We start from the raw sequence: 15,722 nt of genomic DNA, 5'->3' as shown, positions 1-15,722 counted from the left end.
TGTTCTGTACTACTTGAAAACAAATTAAACCACATTGTTATGTTTATTGAATCAGAAGCGAATAAACCTAAAGGGTTTAAGCATTTTACGAACATGCTGAAGAAAAACTGGATGCTTTTTGGAGGCTGCATGGTAGGCTTCATAGCATTGGGGTATCTTTATAACACGTATTCAACCCAGCAATACCTCATAAATGGGACGGTGTTGGTAGAATCCAGACCTGTACCTGCTGAGCCGAGCTCTATATACTCGGGCGGGATGAGCTCTGTACTTAACAACGAAGGTAATGTTAAGAACGAAGGCGACGTGTTACGTACCCGCCAGTTGTTAAAAGAAACCGTGAATCACTTACATCTTAACGTAAGGATGCTAAGAGGATCCGGAATTACAGCAAGCGAAATTTATGACGAAGCCCCTTTTATCGTTAAAATAAAGAATTATCGTACAGATAGCCTTCTGAAAAGAGACTATGTTGTGGAAGTGTTAAGCGATAAAAAAGTGCATTTAACAAATTCGGATGAGAATATAGATAAAGAAATATCTTACGGCCAGGTTGTAAAACTTCCCCAGTATGATTTTGTAGTTGAAAAGAAACCTGTTGGCAATTTTACGCCGGCAGTATATACCACAGAGTTGGTATCGGAAGACGATGCAACTTCTGATCTGTTGAAGAACTATGATGCAGAATTCTCTGACAAAAATACTTCCGTTGTTGACATTACGCTGTACTATCCAAGCTCAAAACGAGGTGAAGTAATAATACAGCATTTAATGCAGCAATATCTTGATGACAACGAGACGGTAAAGAAAAACGTTATCGATAGTATGCTAACTTTTATCAATGGCAGAATTGCTCTTGTAACCAACGAGTTAAATCATATCGAAAAAAATTATCAGGCTTACCGAGCTAATAACAAAATAGCAGATATTGACGAGCAATCGAAAGTATTGGTTGGCAACGCTAATAACAACAGCAATCAACTTCAGAACCAGGAGATTCAGTTATCTATCATTAGCTCACTCGAGCAGTATCTTAAAGATCCTAATAATAACCAAACGGTTCCAAGTTCGTTAATTATACAAGATGCCTCATTTTCCGATGCGCTTAACGGTTATAACGACTTGATATTAATGCGCCAGCGTAAACTATTATCGTACACCGAAAATAGCGTTGTGATAGCCAATATAGATGACCAATTAAAAACATCAAGAGCTAACTTGATAAAAAACATCGAGAGCTATAAGAAGGAAATGGAGTTGAGAAACTCTCATTTAGGACATCAAGGCATTGTGATCAACAAATCTTTGCAGGGCATGCCAGAAACGCAGCGTGCAATGTTAGACTTTAATCGTCAGCAAGATTTGAAGCAACAATTGTACATGTATTTACTTCAAAAACGTGAAGAAACAGCTTTAGCAAAAAGATCAGATCTTCCAGTTTCGAGAATTATCGATCCTGCAAAGAGCAGCAAAGGTCCGGCTAAACCATTGAAACCAGTAATTTATCTACTGTCTGTTCTGCTGGGCTTCATCGTGCCGTTTGGCTACGTAAGTACAAAAGCTGCTAAGCCAGAGTTAATTAAATCAGAACAGGATATTGAGAACGAAACCGATGTATCTATTATCGGGAAAATTGGCCATGTTGATGTTCGTAAAGGAGTATTGGTAGAAGATGGTTTAAATGATAACATTGATGAAAGCTTTAGAACGCTAAGAACCAAAATTCAGAATATCCTCACTATGGACGGCTGTAAAACCGTTATGCTTACATCGAGCATCAACGGCGAAGGCAAAACCTTTATCAGCGCCCACATTGCCAATATGCTTGCTAAAACAGGCAAAAAGGTAATGTTAATGGAGCTGGATTTAAGACGCCCGCAATTATCCGGATTCTTTGGTCATGATAATAAGGTGGCTGGTTTTGCCGACTATATTAATGGTGTGCAAGATTTAAACAGCGTCATAAAAAGCGTCGAGATCAATAGTAACCTGTTCCTGCTTTCTTCTGGAGTAGTATCGGCAAATGCCAGCGAATTGCTGTTGAATAATCATACCAAAGGACTATTTGAAGAATTGAAATCTATGTTCGACTATATAATTATAGATAGTTCGCCTGTAGGCCTGGTATCCGACTCATTAATTATCGAGAAATATGCCGATATGACAATTTATGTATGCCGTCATAATTATACCACAACGGAGCAGATAGGGTTGGTTAATCAATTAAAAACCAAGGATAATGTTGATAATATCTATCTAGTTATCAATGATGTGGATTTCTCGAAATCGCGTTATCTGAGCTACGGTTATGGTATAAGCGAAGCACCGGTTAAAAAAGGCTGGAAATCATAAGAATTCTCATTTAGCGTCAAACTCATAAAATTTTAGGTATGCAACTTAATTCACAGCTGGATTTTGGCCACACTGCTTCAAGCACTGTTTTATTTAAGAAGTACGTTAATTTTTTGATGCTGTTTTTTCCGATAACATCATTTTTAGTTATCCCAACCATACCGGGTACAACTATCATTACATTCTTTGCAGCTATACTGGTTATGATGATAATAATGGCACCGGGTGATGATGCTAAAGAGCAGTTTATACTGGAGCTTACTTATTTCATGCTGATTATAATTGCGTTGAGTATTATTTCACAGATGATAAATCTGATCGAAACGCTAAAACTACCTCGCACCATTATATTAGTAAATATTAAAGGATTTACAAAAACCTTTTACCGGTTATCGCATTTGACGCAAACCTTGCAATTAATAGTTGCATTTACTATTTACCTGCTTGTTAAGCACTTTTCAAATGATAACATTATAAAGTACATATTCTGGGGCTTGCGATTATTATGCTTTTACGGTCTGTTTGAATTTGTGTTTTATTTGTTATTTCATGTAAATGGTGACTTTATATCAAACAGAACATTTGGTGATTCGAAACCTGGTTCGCTGTTTCAAACCATAGCAATTGGTGGTTTTGGGCTTGTGAGGATGACCAGTTACACAGGCGAACCTTCTATGTTCGTTTTTACTGTATTCCCATTCTGGGTGTTGGCCGTAGGCTTAAAAAGGCGTTTTGATTCAGCATTGTTATTATGCTGCCTGATTCTAAGTTTCTCGACCACAGCGTATATGTGTATTCTGATTTTTACTACAGGTTTAATGATATACAAAAAGCAATTTAAACTATTGTTTTACTCCCTGATTGTCATCGCAGCCTTTTGTTTTGCACTGCAACTCGATCTTTTTAAGCACCTCGCAGACAGCGTTTACAAAAGCGTTTTTGCAGGGAAGGTAAATGGCAGTACAGCATCATCAAGAGACCGGGCAGGCCATTTCTATGAGCACTTCGACTATTGGTTGAGCTTCAATAGTTTTAACCAACTATTCGGCATAGGTTTTGGATACGTACGCTCTACAGATTTCATATCAACATTACTTGTGAATAATGGTGTAATAGGCGTTGCATTAATTACGGGCTTCTTTTATAAGAAGCTGTTATTTAAACATAAAAACGAGATATCTAAATACTACAAAGTGGGTGTTATATTACTTTACTTTATCTTGATGGGCACAGTACCAGAGTTTTCTTATCCGTCTCTATGGATCTTTTTGGCTCTCCAGTATAAACTCGACCGAAAAGAAGAAGGTGTTCCCCAAACACAACTGTTAAATTTTAATAGATCCGCAAATAACGATATTGAATTGCAACATCCTAAATTCGTTTAATAGCCGTTCGTATTCCTACCAATTTTCTAAAATGCCCTGGGCGTATAAACCTGAATTCTCTCACAATCAGTAATGTCTATCTTTTTAAAGCAATCAGTTATGTTAGTTAATAAAATCAGGCCCGGGGCATTATTTTTTCTTTTACTTATCGCTTCCAATTTTCTGTTTGCACAAACAGGTAAAATAATTTGGGGGGCTAATGGCCATCCATTAACACAGGCTGATTTTAATCGGTCGACCTGGAAAACGCAGATCAGCTATCTAAAAGAACTAAATGTAGATACATATAGAATAGATGTAATGTTGGATTCAACTGGATTGGCAAAAAAGGATGATAATTTTGTTGAGTTTCTGCAGTTGTTAAAAGCAAATGGAATAGCGTCACAGGTAACCGCTTTCCCAGCAAAAATCCATTCTTCTGCGCCAGCTAACTATCAGGATAGCTTTAACCAGGGGGTGAATTTTGTAAAGAAATATGGCGAATACCTTAACGTTATTGAGGTGGGAAACGAAGAGGATAACGCCAGTATACAACATGCGGGCGTAGACGGATCAAAAAGATCACATTATAACACTACAAAACTCGAGAATACCATTACCAAAATAGGCGCGTTTATTGACGGCGCAAAATCTGTTAAACCAGATCTAAAGGTTTCGTTGTCATTTAGTTGGCTTCATTATGGTTTTCTGGATGTTCTGGAAGACCATAAAGTGAAGTATGATATTATCGGATTGCATTGGTACTCTAATATGGGCGACCCAACCAATGTTAAACCTCCTTACGGTAATTATTTCAATTGGATCTCGGCCAAATATCACAAACCTATTTGGATAACAGAGTTTAATTATTTTCAAGGTACTACTAAAGCCGACTTCCAGAAGCAAAACCAATACGTAACGCAAACACTTAATAACATACTGCAAAAAGGGGGGGTTGGGGCAGTTTTTATCTATGAGTTGTTTGATCAGCCTGCATTAAGGTTAGGTAACCCCACAGAATCCAACTACGGCATATTATACAAAGACAACAATGGCGAGTATGCCAAAAAAGATGTTTTTGATAGCTATAAGCAAATAATTAGCGGCTCCAAAGAAAACCGGTAAATCATTTAAATTTTCATGATCGTTATAAACGGCAAGTTTTTAAACCAAAGAACAACTGGGGTTCAGCGATATGCGCTCGAACTCACCAAGCAGTTATTAAAGTCGGATCTGGATGTAATAGTACTTGTTCCTAAGAATACTAATTTAAATAACGTACAGTTACCGCTAGCTAAAATAAAACGAATTGGTTCTTTTTCGAACTTAAATCTCTGGGAGCAAATAGATCTGCCGCTATACTTAAAACGAAACCCGAAGTTATTACTCATAGGTTTTTGCAATAGTGGGCCATGGTTTCATCGGCGTCAAATAGTTTGTATTCATGACATGTCCTATCATAACCATCCTGAATGGTTCACCAGGTCGTTCTACAATTATTACAAATTATTAATACCTCAGTTAGCAAAAATAGCTTTACATATTATCACGGTAAGTGAGTTTTCTAAACAAGAGCTTATTACAAAGCTCGGCTTGCCCGAAAGCAAAATCTCCGTTATATATAATGCACCTGCCAAAATATTTATAGCAGATAATTTCGAGTCGATCTCAAACCAAAAGGAAGATTTTTTTCTTTTTGTGGGCTCGCATGATAAGCGAAAGAATATTAAACTTCTCATAGACGTTTTTTCTTTGTCAGCTTTTCGAAAGTACCAACTCGTAATTATCGGAGCTTCTTCTCATAGTTTCCCCGAGCATCAACTAGTAGAAGCCCCCAACATAACATACATAAGCAATTGTGATGATAAAGATCTGGCAAACTATTATCGTACGGCAAGAGCTCTAATAAATGCTTCATTTTATGAAGGCTTTGGTTTGCCGGTAATTGAAGCAATGGCTAGTGGCTGCCCAATAATTTTGTCGGACATACCGCCTTTCAAAGAAATTACTCAGCACAACGCTTTTTATTTCAATCCGCACCTTTCATTAACGCTGATGAAGGCTATTGAGGAGTTTACGAATACACCACCCAGCGAGCTCTACCTAACTATTTACAAAAATTATAAGTTGAGTTTTAGTTATAACTGGGAAAGTTCTTCGAAAAGTTTGATATCCATCATGCGCAGATTTATCCAATAATATGATAAAGAACGTTAAGGCCGATCTGTATAGACTTAAGCATGAATATGGCGTAGGCAACATATTAGCCATTTTAACTAATAGAGGCTTTCACTCTTTATTATTTTATCGCATCTCTCATGCGCTTCACAAAAGCCATGTGCCGTTGATCCCAATGATATTAACCCGTATAGTTCAAATATTTTATGCGGTAGATATTGATTACAAGGCCACAGTTCATGGCGGAATAATTATAATTCACGGCGTTGGCCTTGTTGTTGGCCAGGGGGCAGTGGTTAATTCCGGGTGTACCATTTATCATGGCGTTACGCTCGGTCGCAAAGGTCAGGGCATCGAAATTAAAGGCAATGATGGTTACCCAACTATTAGCAGCAACGTTGTTTTAGGGGCGGGCGCGAAAATATTAGGTAATGTTGAAGTTGGAGAACGCAGCATAATTGGCCCCAATTGCGTTGTTACACAAAGTGTCCCTTCAGATTCTGTTTTTAAGTTTAACTCCACTTCGTTTTCAATAACACCTCTTAAACTACAAAGTACCTTATGAAAATAGCAATTGTGCATGACGATCTTGTGAGAAAGGGTGGCGCCGAACAGGTGGCATTAAGTTTCCATAACGCATTTCCGGAAGCGCCAATTTATACACTTAGCTACGATGCGGATAGTACCTATCCCGAGTTTAAAGAATGCAATATAAAAACCAGTTGGTTTGGGAAACTAATAAAGAAAGAAGACCAGATGAAACGTCTCTTCTTTCCATTTGGCGTAATGGCCATGAAACAATTGCATTTAAAAGGGTACGACGTTATTCTGCAATCTACTACACACTGTGCTAAATATATTAAAGCCGACAAAAATGCTTTAGTAATAACTTACTGTCATACTCCTTTCAGACTTGCCTGGAATCCAGACTCATACGAAGCTGTAAATAAATCCGGCTTTGTAAAAAAGACGCTTTATAATGCAGTGATCTCTATGTTGAAAAAGATTGATGAGGAATCGGCCCGACGATCAGACCTTTTCATTGCCAATTCAAGCGAGGTTGTCGATCGTATTAAAGCGGCCTATCAACCTAAGAGGGAGATAAGTGTTATTTTTCCATCGGTTAAATGCAATAATTTTTTACTAACCGACGATCCCAAACCCGATTATTTAATGGTTTCGAGGTTTGAATCGTATAAAAAAGTAGATCTGGTAATAGAAGCTTTTAACTCTATGCCTGATAAAAGGCTAACTATAGTTGGTAAAGGTAGTCGCGAAAAAGAGTTAAAAGCTTTGGCTAAAGATAATATAACTTTTAGAAGCGGTTTAAGTGCTTCCGAGCTGGCAACACTTTATGCTAATTGCAAAGCGCTTATCTTTCCACAGTTGGAAGACTACGGCATAACGCCGCTAGAGGCCAATGCCTCCGGAAGGCCGGTAATAGCTTTCGGCAAAGGGGGGGTACTAGATACTTGCATCCCTTATCAAAAAAATGCTTCTAAGGCTACCTCTGTGTTTTTTAGCGAGCAAACAGTGGAATCGTTAAAAACGGCCATAAATACGTTTGAGACATTAATTTTTGACTCAAATTTTATTAGAAAGCACGCAGAGTCGTTTGATGAAAATCAATTTGTATCAAAGATCAGATCATTTGTTTCTACAGCTTATATTAATAACCAGGTGCACAATTAATCCCGGCAACGCTTGTGAAAATTTTACTTATCAATACTTTTTACTATCCCAAATTTGTGGGAGGAGCCGAGATCTCCGTCCAGGTTCTTGCAGAGGGTTTGGTGGATAGGGGGCACGATGTTTATGTGTTGTGCTTTGGCCCCGAAGAAAGTGTGTACAAAGTGAATGGGGTTGTTGTTATTTCAATTCTTCAAAAGAATATTTACTCTACATATTTCGAGAAAAAACGTTCCAAACTTCAAAAAACGGTTCATCATCTTATAGATTCTATCAATCCGTTTTATGGTATTACATTGGCGAATATTCTTGCCAAAATTCAACCAGACGTAGTACACACAAATAATATTCAGGGCTTCTCACCCATGATATGGCCGGTTATTAAGTTTTTAAAATATCCTGTAGTACATACCATACGCGACTATTATTTACTGTGCCATAGAAATAACATGTATAACAATAATTGCGTGTGCGAAAAACTATGTGCCGATTGTAATGCTACACATCAGATTAAAAAACTTTTTTTGCCTTTCCCTGATTCGGTAATTGGAATAAGTGATTTCGTATTATCGAAGCACGATAAGTTATTTCCTGCAAAAACAAGCAGAAGCGTTATTTATAACGGTGTAAAATTTAACAGTAGGCCAGGCAGAGTAACAGATGAAAAGCCATCCAATGATAAAATGCTGACTTTGGGCTACCTGGGTAGAATCTCTCCAGACAAAGGAGCCGGATATTTGGTAGACGAACTACTTGCTTGCAGCGAGCGAACCCGCAAAGGTGTTAGGGTATTAATGGCTGGTAACGGAGACACCGACTATGTTAACGCTCTAAAGTTATTAACGGCAAATCTTAACGTCCAATTTGTTGGAGTAGTAAAGCCTAATGAATTTCTTAAGCTAATTGACGTGTTGATTGTACCGTCGCTATGGATGGAACCATTTGGCCGAACGGTTATAGAAGCACTTGCTGCAGGCGTACCTGTTTGTATTGCCGAAAGCGGTGGATTAACAGAACTTCATGATGAAAAATGCACGTGGCTTTTTAAAACCGATGTACGTTGTCTTACCTCGTTAATTGAAAAAATAGCTGCCGATAAAGAACTTGTTGCCAATAAGCGGCTTCACAGCGTAAACTATGCTAAAAAGTTTCAACAGAAATACTATGTGGAAAATTACGATAATGTTTATCGGGAATTATTAATTGCTAAAACCCGGGAGCAGTTCTAGCAGATGGACTTTCGGATACCAGTTTGTTTCAATTGCTAATGTCGTCATATCTAAAAGCTCCACTAGATTACATTAAACATAATCACAAAAAAAGCAGGTGAGCGTTATGCTCACCTGCTTCCTGTAAATGTTTGTATCGGCAATTATTTAACAGTTAAGCTATTAACAACAGTTTTAGGAGTCCATTTAGTCATGTTGCTATTCCATTTAATTAAGCCATAGTTGGCTTCTAGTTGATTAGCAGATTTTTGAGGCTCATCAAATAATTCATACAGAAGCAGCGCGCCAACACGAGGGTTTGCTTTAGCTTTTTTGTAGAACGAGGTGATAAAATCATTTTGTTGTTGTTCAATATCGGCTACGTTACTGTAACGTTGTCCAACTTCGGTAAACCAGATCGGTTTTGAGAACAGAGAAGAAAGTTTTACAGTGATATCAGTAACTTTCAGAGGGTTTTTAGGCGCTACCTTCTCCATTTCAGAGTACCAGTGCCAAGCCACGATATCAAATTTTACACCGTAATCAATAAGCATTTGCATATAGGCAAAGTGTAACCAGCTTGCATCGATCATAGTTTGAGCAGTTGGCTGAACAGATTTGATACCGTCGTCCATACCTTTCAAGTAAGCCGCAATTACTTTAAACTTGCTTAGGTTGTAATCTGTAGTTTTATCACCGTTACCAGATACAATAGCTTTGTTATCAAGCTCATTACCTAATTCATAGTATTTAAAATACTGTGAATTTTTAGAAGCTACTGCAGCGCCTTTTAAATGACCGGCAGCATAGTTGGCACTTTCAGATTGGTTGTAATCAAGTGTAGTTGTATAAACCATTGGCAGAATAGAAATACCTGCAGCTTTAGTTGCATTGTAAATAGGGATAAAGCTATTTAAGCTCGACATAGAACCATCAGTTTTGAAATTGATATCCTGACGATAGTAAGTCATACCCATTTGTTTAAGTAAAGCAACTTGCTGATCTATACCAACTTCCAAATATGGATCAGAACCCAATGAATGGCCGTTGATACCAAATGCTAAATTGCTATTAACAGGTTGGATCTCGGCGCTTGCATTAGAAGTTGTCCTGGTAAACACAATATAGTTGCAAAGTGCACCAGCGGCAGGAGAGGCCATAGTACCTCCCAAGGTTACTGTACCAGCGTTATAAGATTTGCTGTACAATACAAACGAGCCCATTTTAACATCGTCGGTAGCAACAGTTGCAGCAAGCTTTGTCCAACCAGATAACCATGTAGGTAATTTAGTGCTTCTGGCATCGTAACCTACATAAACAGTTGATTTGTTGGTTAAGGTAAATGACAGGAATGAGGCAGACGTGTTCGCTTTGTCGTCATTAGCGGTTTTGATGAGAGGCAAACCTGATAATGAATCTGGGACTGCAGTCAAAAGATTTGTGCGGTCGATGTAATACGCTGAACCTTTAGTTAAAGTTCCTGATACGTAAGACTTGCCGGAAACGGTCTTAATGCTTGAGAAAGCAAGTTCAGAAGTTAATGTTGTTGTTGCAACATCGAGAGTTGAGGGGTTTGATGGTGAGACTAAAGAAGATGAATCATCTTTTTTACATGAAAAAATAAAGGATAGAGCAAAAAGAGATAGAAGGTGGATTTTCTTAAGATGCATACAGTTTTAAAAATTAAATTAAACAGCTAATATTTTGACAACTTTAACGAATATTGTAGTAATAATGTTACTTTCCTTGAAAATTTTGTTAATTATGGCGTAAAAAAATGAAATTATTGTAAAATAATTGCGTTAAAAATTAACTATAGAAAAACTTGGTAATCAGCCATTTGCTTCACCTCAGCAAATGTTTTCCTTCATGTGAAAAAAAATTTCAAAAAGTTTTAAATTTTTTCACAAAACGCTACACAATCGTCCACTTTATCATCAACTTTTAATAAAAAATATGGATACTACAGAGCCGAAATCTGGTAGAAAATTGATAGCGAACGGGATACTTTGGAATTCGGTACAGCTTTTAGTTAACCAATCATTTGCATTTATCATCAAATTAGTACTGGCAAAGCTTCTGTTTCCAGAACAATTCGGACTCATTGGAATGGCCGCCATATTTACCGGGTTTGTGCAGATACTTAATGATCTTGGCGTTGGTGCGGCACTGGTGCAGCGGAAAAACGAAGATTTGTCGGAATCACACTATCACACTGCATTTTGGGCAGGTGTAATCTGGACTACAGGGTTATTTTTAATTATGTTCTTGGTGGTTGCACCTTTTGCAGCATACTTCTACCATCAACCTCAACTAAAAACTATCATTCCGGTGCTAAGCCTGGGTATACTCTTTAGTTCGGTTAATATGGTACACAAAGCACAGCTTACCAAGAGCATGAATTTTAAAAAGCTCGCTTTTATTGATAATGTCACAAATATCATGTCGGGCTTAATTGCATTGGTAATGGCCTATGCGGGCTTCGGTGTTTGGGCATTAGTGTTTAATACAGTTTCTACAGTGATTTTTGCAATGCCGTTTTATTTTAAAGCAACCGGTTGGCTGCCAAGATTTGAATGGAGTAACAGTGCTTTCAACGATGTTTTCGGCTTTGGTATTTACACTACCGGATCTAATATTTTAAATTACCTGTATAATAATATTGATTATCTGTTAATTGGGAAACTTTTAGGGGCATCTGTATTGGGTATTTATACACTGGCTTTTGTACTTACGGATACCTTTCGAAGCAGAATAATGGCGGTAATAAACAACGTGATGTACCCCATTTATGGTCTGAAACAAAACGATACTTCATTATTAAAAAGATACTATTTAAAGGTGGTGCAGCTTAATTGTGTAGTCGTTTTCCCGATAATGTTGTTCTTTATCATTCTCGGTATGCCGTTTATAACAAACATATTCGGAGCAAAATGGGTAGGAGCGGTAGTCCCGCTGCGGATTTTAGCAGGCTCTGTAATGTTACACATACTCGTAAGCGGAAATACTGCCTTGTTGAGAGGTGTAGGCAGGCCTGGTCTCGAAATGAAACTTCAACTTGTAAAGGCTGCTATATTTTTGCCAACGCTTGCATTAGGAATTAATTATGCGGGAATTGAAGGTGCAGCCTGGGCTATTTTGTTCAATAAATTGGTGGTTGTGGTAGTTGCCCAGTATAGCTTTAGCTTAATACCAGATTTTAGCCTTACACTTTCAGATTTTCTCGGTTGCCTAAAAACGCCCCTGATAGCTTCATTGACTGCCTCGGCAATAAGTGTAGCATTGTATTACCTGCATTTGAATTATATAATATGTGCAGTAGCTCTTTTTGTAGCATATTTTTTAACCCTAAGGTTTTTGATGAAAGACGAGTTCAAAAGCTATTTCAAGGGTATCCTAAATAAAGCGGCCTAGTTTTTAATCCTTAATCTTTCCATATGATTTCAGTTGTTATTCCTTGCTATAACTGCGAAAAACTTATTTATAGGGCGGTTAATAGCGTGTTGCTACAAACATATACCGATTACGAGATCATTCTGGTTGATAACAACTCAACGGATGATACTAATGATGTTATCCACGACATCCAACTTATGCACCCTGGTAAAGTTACGTGTTACTTTGAGGGGAAAAAAGGAGCTCCATATGCTCGTAATAGAGGTTTGTTAGAGGCTAAAGGCGAATTCATTCAGTTTTTAGATGCAGATGATGAGCTTACCTCCGACAAACTGGAAAGGCAAGTAGCAATTGCGTCTCAATCAAATGCAGACGTTGTGGTTGGGGGATCAGCTTTGTTGTATGAAACCGGAAAGGGGGGGTATAAGAAGCATATTAAACACCCAGATAAAGATATTTGGGCTGGTTTAATAAATTCAAACCTCGGTATTACGAGCGCAAATTTGTGGCGAAAAAGTAGTTTGTCTAGCGTTGGAGGCTGGGATGGGCACTTAACGTCTTCTCAGGAGTATGATTTACTATTTCGTTTGTTAAAGAATGGGGCAAAAATTGAGGTTGACGATGCAGTATCGGCTATCATATTTAAGTCGGATAGTACAATTTCAAAAAGTAACAACATAAAAAAGCAAGAAGAGATCATTCTTAATAGGATCACTTTAAGAGAGCAAATAAAAACATTTCTATTTCAGGCGGGCCTGTTAAGCGCAGAACTTAAGAGAATGGCCGATACATACATTTATAACGAATTGGTGTTGAATGTGTCGCCGGCTTCCAGTATGAGGTTAGACTATTTAACAACGCATGAGTTGGACGTAGTTAAGCCTAATTATTTAAAAACGAAAGTTAAGAATTTTACTAAAAGGCTTGGCCTTAGATAGCCTCAAATTATATACTATATGGCGGGTAAATTTGTTTCAATCGTAATCCCAACTTATAATGACTGGGCCGGATTATCGAAATGCTTAAAGGCGTTATCAATGCAATCGTATCCGTCTGGAAGTTTCGAAATTATTGTAGCCAATAATAATCCCAGTAACCCCGCGCCGCTTAATTATAGATTGCCGGATAATTGCCAGATTATAACAGAGAGTAAACCTGGCTCGTATGCGGCTCGTAACAGTGCAATTAAAAAGGCAAAAGGTGAAATAATTGGCTTTACAGATTCCGATTGTATACCAGATAAAGATTGGATTACCAATGCGGTGGCGTCTTTTAATCACAACCCGGATCTATGGCGTGTGGCCGGTCATATAGAATTATTCTACAAAAAGCCCGAATTAAGTAATGTTGAACTGTATGAAAAGATATTTGCCTTTAATCAGGATCTGTATGTAAAGAAAGATTCATCTGCGGTTACGGCAAATCTTTTTACCTACAAGTCTGCGTTCGAAAAAGTAGGCCTTTTTAATGATGAATTAATGTCTGGCGGTGATTACGAATGGTCTGTCAGGGCAAAAAATGGCGATCTATCGATAAAGTACTTTGATAATGTAACAGTATTACATCCTGCGAGATACGAGTTTGCCGAACTCGAAAGAAAAGCGAGGCGTGTTGGGGGCGGGCAGGCGAAATTTGCAGCCGGCAAACCATCTAATCTACTATCATTGGTGTACGATCTGAGGCCGCCTATTAAAACTATTCCTATAATAAACCAAAGGGGAAAAACGCTCAGTATCAATCAAAAACTAGTTGTTTTTTTTATACGATACAGGTTAAATCTTATCACTGCTTTTGAAAAATATAGAGTTAAAGCAGGCAAAATCGCTGCTCGTGAGTAGCACTATATTCTACGTCTTTTTTTTCAAGAAAAAGTTCCATTAACACTTAAATATTATCATTTATGAAAATTGCTGTTGTAGGTACAGGCTATGTAGGCCTGGTGACGGGTACATGTCTATCTGAGACGGGTAACGAGGTTACTTGTGTTGACATTAACAAACAAAAGGTTCAAATGATGCGTGAAGGGCATTTACCTATCTATGAACCGGGGTTAGAATCGCTGTTTCACCGAAATATTGCTGAGGAGCGTTTGCTTTTCACAACTGAATTAGCTGAAGCAATTGAAGATGCTGAGTTGATATTTCTGGCGCTTCCAACTCCAATGGGCGATGATGGTTCGGCAGACCTAAGTTATATACTTAGTGCATCGGCAGACATCGCGAAATTGATAAAAGGTTATAAGGTTATTATAACTAAATCAACCGTACCAGTAGGTACTGCAGACAAAGTTACTGCGATTATCAAAGCCAACACAGATGTTGAATTTGATGTGGTATCTAATCCCGAGTTTTTAAGAGAGGGTGTGGCAGTTGAGGATTTTATGAAACCTGAACGAATTGTGGTTGGTACTAAAAGCGACCGCGCCAGAGCTTTACTTACCCAATTGTACTCACCATATGTAAGACAGGGGAACCCAATTATATTTATGGATGAGCGCTCTTCCGAACTTACAAAATATGCTGCCAACTCATTCTTAGCCACAAAAATTTCGTTTATGAATGAAATTGCCAATTTGTGCGAAAAGCTTGGGGCAGATGTGGATATGGTAAGAATGGGGATTGGATCAGATAGCAGAATTGGTAAGCGCTTCCTGTTTCCGGGCATTGGATACGGGGGAAGCTGTTTCCCTAAAGATGTTAGCGCCTTGGCTAAATCTGCAGATGAAAGCTATTACGATTTTAAAATATTAAATGCCGTAATGGAAGTTAATAAGTTGCAAAAAGTAGCTTTTCTTGAAAAAGTGAAAGACTACTTTAATTATGATTTCGACGGTAAAAAAATAGCAGTTTGGGGACTGGCTTTTAAGCCTGAAACTGATGACATCAGGGAAGCTCCTGCTATTTACATTCTTAAAGAGTTGCTTGAATATGGAGCAACAGTTGCAGCTTATGATCCAGAAGCGATCAATAATTTTGATAACTATACTAATCTTAAAATTTCTTACGGCGATGATAGCTATGAAGTATTAAAAGATGCAGATGCGTTATTGATTTTGACCGAGTGGGCTGTTTTCAGAAACCCCGAGTTTTCTAAAATGAAGGATCTGATGAAGCAGCACGTAATCTTCGATGGCAGAAATCTATTCGACATAGATACTATGCTTAATCAAGGATTTACCTATAACAGTATAGGGCGTACCACGCTTGATTTGTTCCAAAAAGTTGAAGAATAGTGTAAGATGGTAACGCCGCTATTAATTAAAAATTAACAGTCAAAAAACGTTATTTAGCTTCACACAATTATACATAAATGCCCCCATTGAGCTTTGTTGAACGTAATTAATGCCTTGATTCTTTATTAATAACGTAAATTACAGCTGTATTCGGTAAGGAAATGAAAATTATTGCTTAATACGAAAACACAGCTACCGGGAAGTGAGAATGTTTAAAACTACAGTGTTTAAGGATACTCGCTTCCCCTCAATGAGGCGGTTTATGTATCAGATGTCTTTCTTATACGCGCTTGCTCAAAATCT

General features: G+C 37.9%; 13 protein-coding genes. 12 read left to right on the top strand and 1 reads right to left on the bottom strand.

Annotation, left to right across the window (positions count from 1 at the left end; genetic code table 11):
• Positions 1-39 precede the first annotated feature (39 nt).
• The 7 genes from GSY63_RS23860 to GSY63_RS23830 all read left to right on the top strand — a co-directional run bounded on the left by GSY63_RS23860 (position 40) and on the right by GSY63_RS23830 (position 8,812).
• Positions 40-2,352 carry a GumC family protein gene (locus tag GSY63_RS23860; RefSeq protein WP_166588354.1) on the top strand — a complete coding sequence of 771 codons (2,313 nt, stop codon included), beginning with the start codon at positions 40-42 and terminating at the stop codon, positions 2,350-2,352.
• Positions 2,353-2,390: 38 nt separating this feature from the next.
• Positions 2,391-3,737, top strand: a complete 1,347-nt coding sequence (locus tag GSY63_RS23855; RefSeq protein WP_166588353.1) for a hypothetical protein — start codon at positions 2,391-2,393, stop codon at positions 3,735-3,737.
• Between the two features lie 99 nt (positions 3,738-3,836).
• The gene (locus GSY63_RS23850; RefSeq protein ID WP_166588352.1) at positions 3,837-4,841 is read left to right on the top strand and encodes a glycosyl hydrolase; all 1,005 of its coding nucleotides are present in this window, start codon (positions 3,837-3,839) and stop codon (positions 4,839-4,841) included.
• A 15-nt stretch (positions 4,842-4,856) separates the two neighbouring features.
• The gene (locus GSY63_RS23845; RefSeq protein ID WP_166588351.1) at positions 4,857-5,915 is read left to right on the top strand and encodes a glycosyltransferase family 4 protein; all 1,059 of its coding nucleotides are present in this window, start codon (positions 4,857-4,859) and stop codon (positions 5,913-5,915) included.
• Between the two features lies 1 nt (position 5,916).
• Positions 5,917-6,459: a serine O-acetyltransferase gene (locus tag GSY63_RS23840; RefSeq protein ID WP_166588350.1), complete on the top strand. Its 543-nt coding sequence runs from the start codon at positions 5,917-5,919 to the stop codon at positions 6,457-6,459.
• On the top strand, positions 6,456-7,586 hold the full coding sequence (locus tag GSY63_RS23835) for a glycosyltransferase (RefSeq protein WP_166588349.1): 1,131 nt from the start codon (positions 6,456-6,458) through the stop codon (positions 7,584-7,586). Before GSY63_RS23840 ends, GSY63_RS23835 begins: the two co-directional genes overlap by 4 nt.
• A 14-nt stretch (positions 7,587-7,600) precedes the next feature.
• Positions 7,601-8,812: a glycosyltransferase family 4 protein gene (locus tag GSY63_RS23830; protein ID WP_166588348.1), complete on the top strand. Its 1,212-nt coding sequence runs from the start codon at positions 7,601-7,603 to the stop codon at positions 8,810-8,812.
• Positions 8,813-8,955: 143 nt separating this feature from the next.
• On the opposite strand, the gene GSY63_RS23825 is transcribed toward GSY63_RS23830, so the two are convergent.
• Positions 8,956-10,224 carry a glycosyl hydrolase gene (locus GSY63_RS23825; RefSeq protein WP_166588347.1) on the bottom strand — a complete coding sequence of 423 codons (1,269 nt, stop codon included), beginning with the start codon at positions 10,222-10,224 and terminating at the stop codon, positions 8,956-8,958.
• Positions 10,225-10,303: 79 nt separating this feature from the next.
• Here GSY63_RS23825 and GSY63_RS23820 point away from each other — a divergent pair, with 79 nt between their 5' ends.
• The 5 genes from GSY63_RS23820 (at position 10,304) to GSY63_RS23800 (ending at position 15,419) form a co-directional block, all read left to right on the top strand.
• On the top strand, positions 10,304-10,471 hold the full coding sequence (locus GSY63_RS23820; RefSeq protein WP_166588346.1) for a hypothetical protein: 168 nt from the start codon (positions 10,304-10,306) through the stop codon (positions 10,469-10,471).
• Between the two features lie 276 nt (positions 10,472-10,747).
• Entirely contained in the window at positions 10,748-12,205 is a 1,458-nt protein-coding gene (locus GSY63_RS23815) for a lipopolysaccharide biosynthesis protein (protein ID WP_166588345.1), read from the top strand.
• Positions 12,206-12,228: 23 nt separating this feature from the next.
• On the top strand, positions 12,229-13,125 hold the full coding sequence (locus GSY63_RS23810) for a glycosyltransferase family 2 protein (protein ID WP_166588344.1): 897 nt from the start codon (positions 12,229-12,231) through the stop codon (positions 13,123-13,125).
• 18 nt (positions 13,126-13,143) lie between these two features.
• The gene (locus tag GSY63_RS23805; RefSeq protein ID WP_166588343.1) at positions 13,144-14,025 is read left to right on the top strand and encodes a glycosyltransferase; all 882 of its coding nucleotides are present in this window, start codon (positions 13,144-13,146) and stop codon (positions 14,023-14,025) included.
• A 62-nt stretch (positions 14,026-14,087) separates the two neighbouring features.
• On the top strand, positions 14,088-15,419 hold the full coding sequence (locus tag GSY63_RS23800; protein WP_166588342.1) for a UDP-glucose dehydrogenase family protein: 1,332 nt from the start codon (positions 14,088-14,090) through the stop codon (positions 15,417-15,419).
• The last annotated feature ends 303 nt before the right edge of the window (positions 15,420-15,722 follow it).

This window comes from Mucilaginibacter agri, assembly GCF_009928685.1.
In the GTDB taxonomy this organism is placed as follows: domain Bacteria; phylum Bacteroidota; class Bacteroidia; order Sphingobacteriales; family Sphingobacteriaceae; genus Mucilaginibacter; species Mucilaginibacter agri.
The sequence above is the reverse complement of the archived record's forward strand: the minus strand, read 5'-3'. Positions and strand labels throughout refer to the sequence as shown.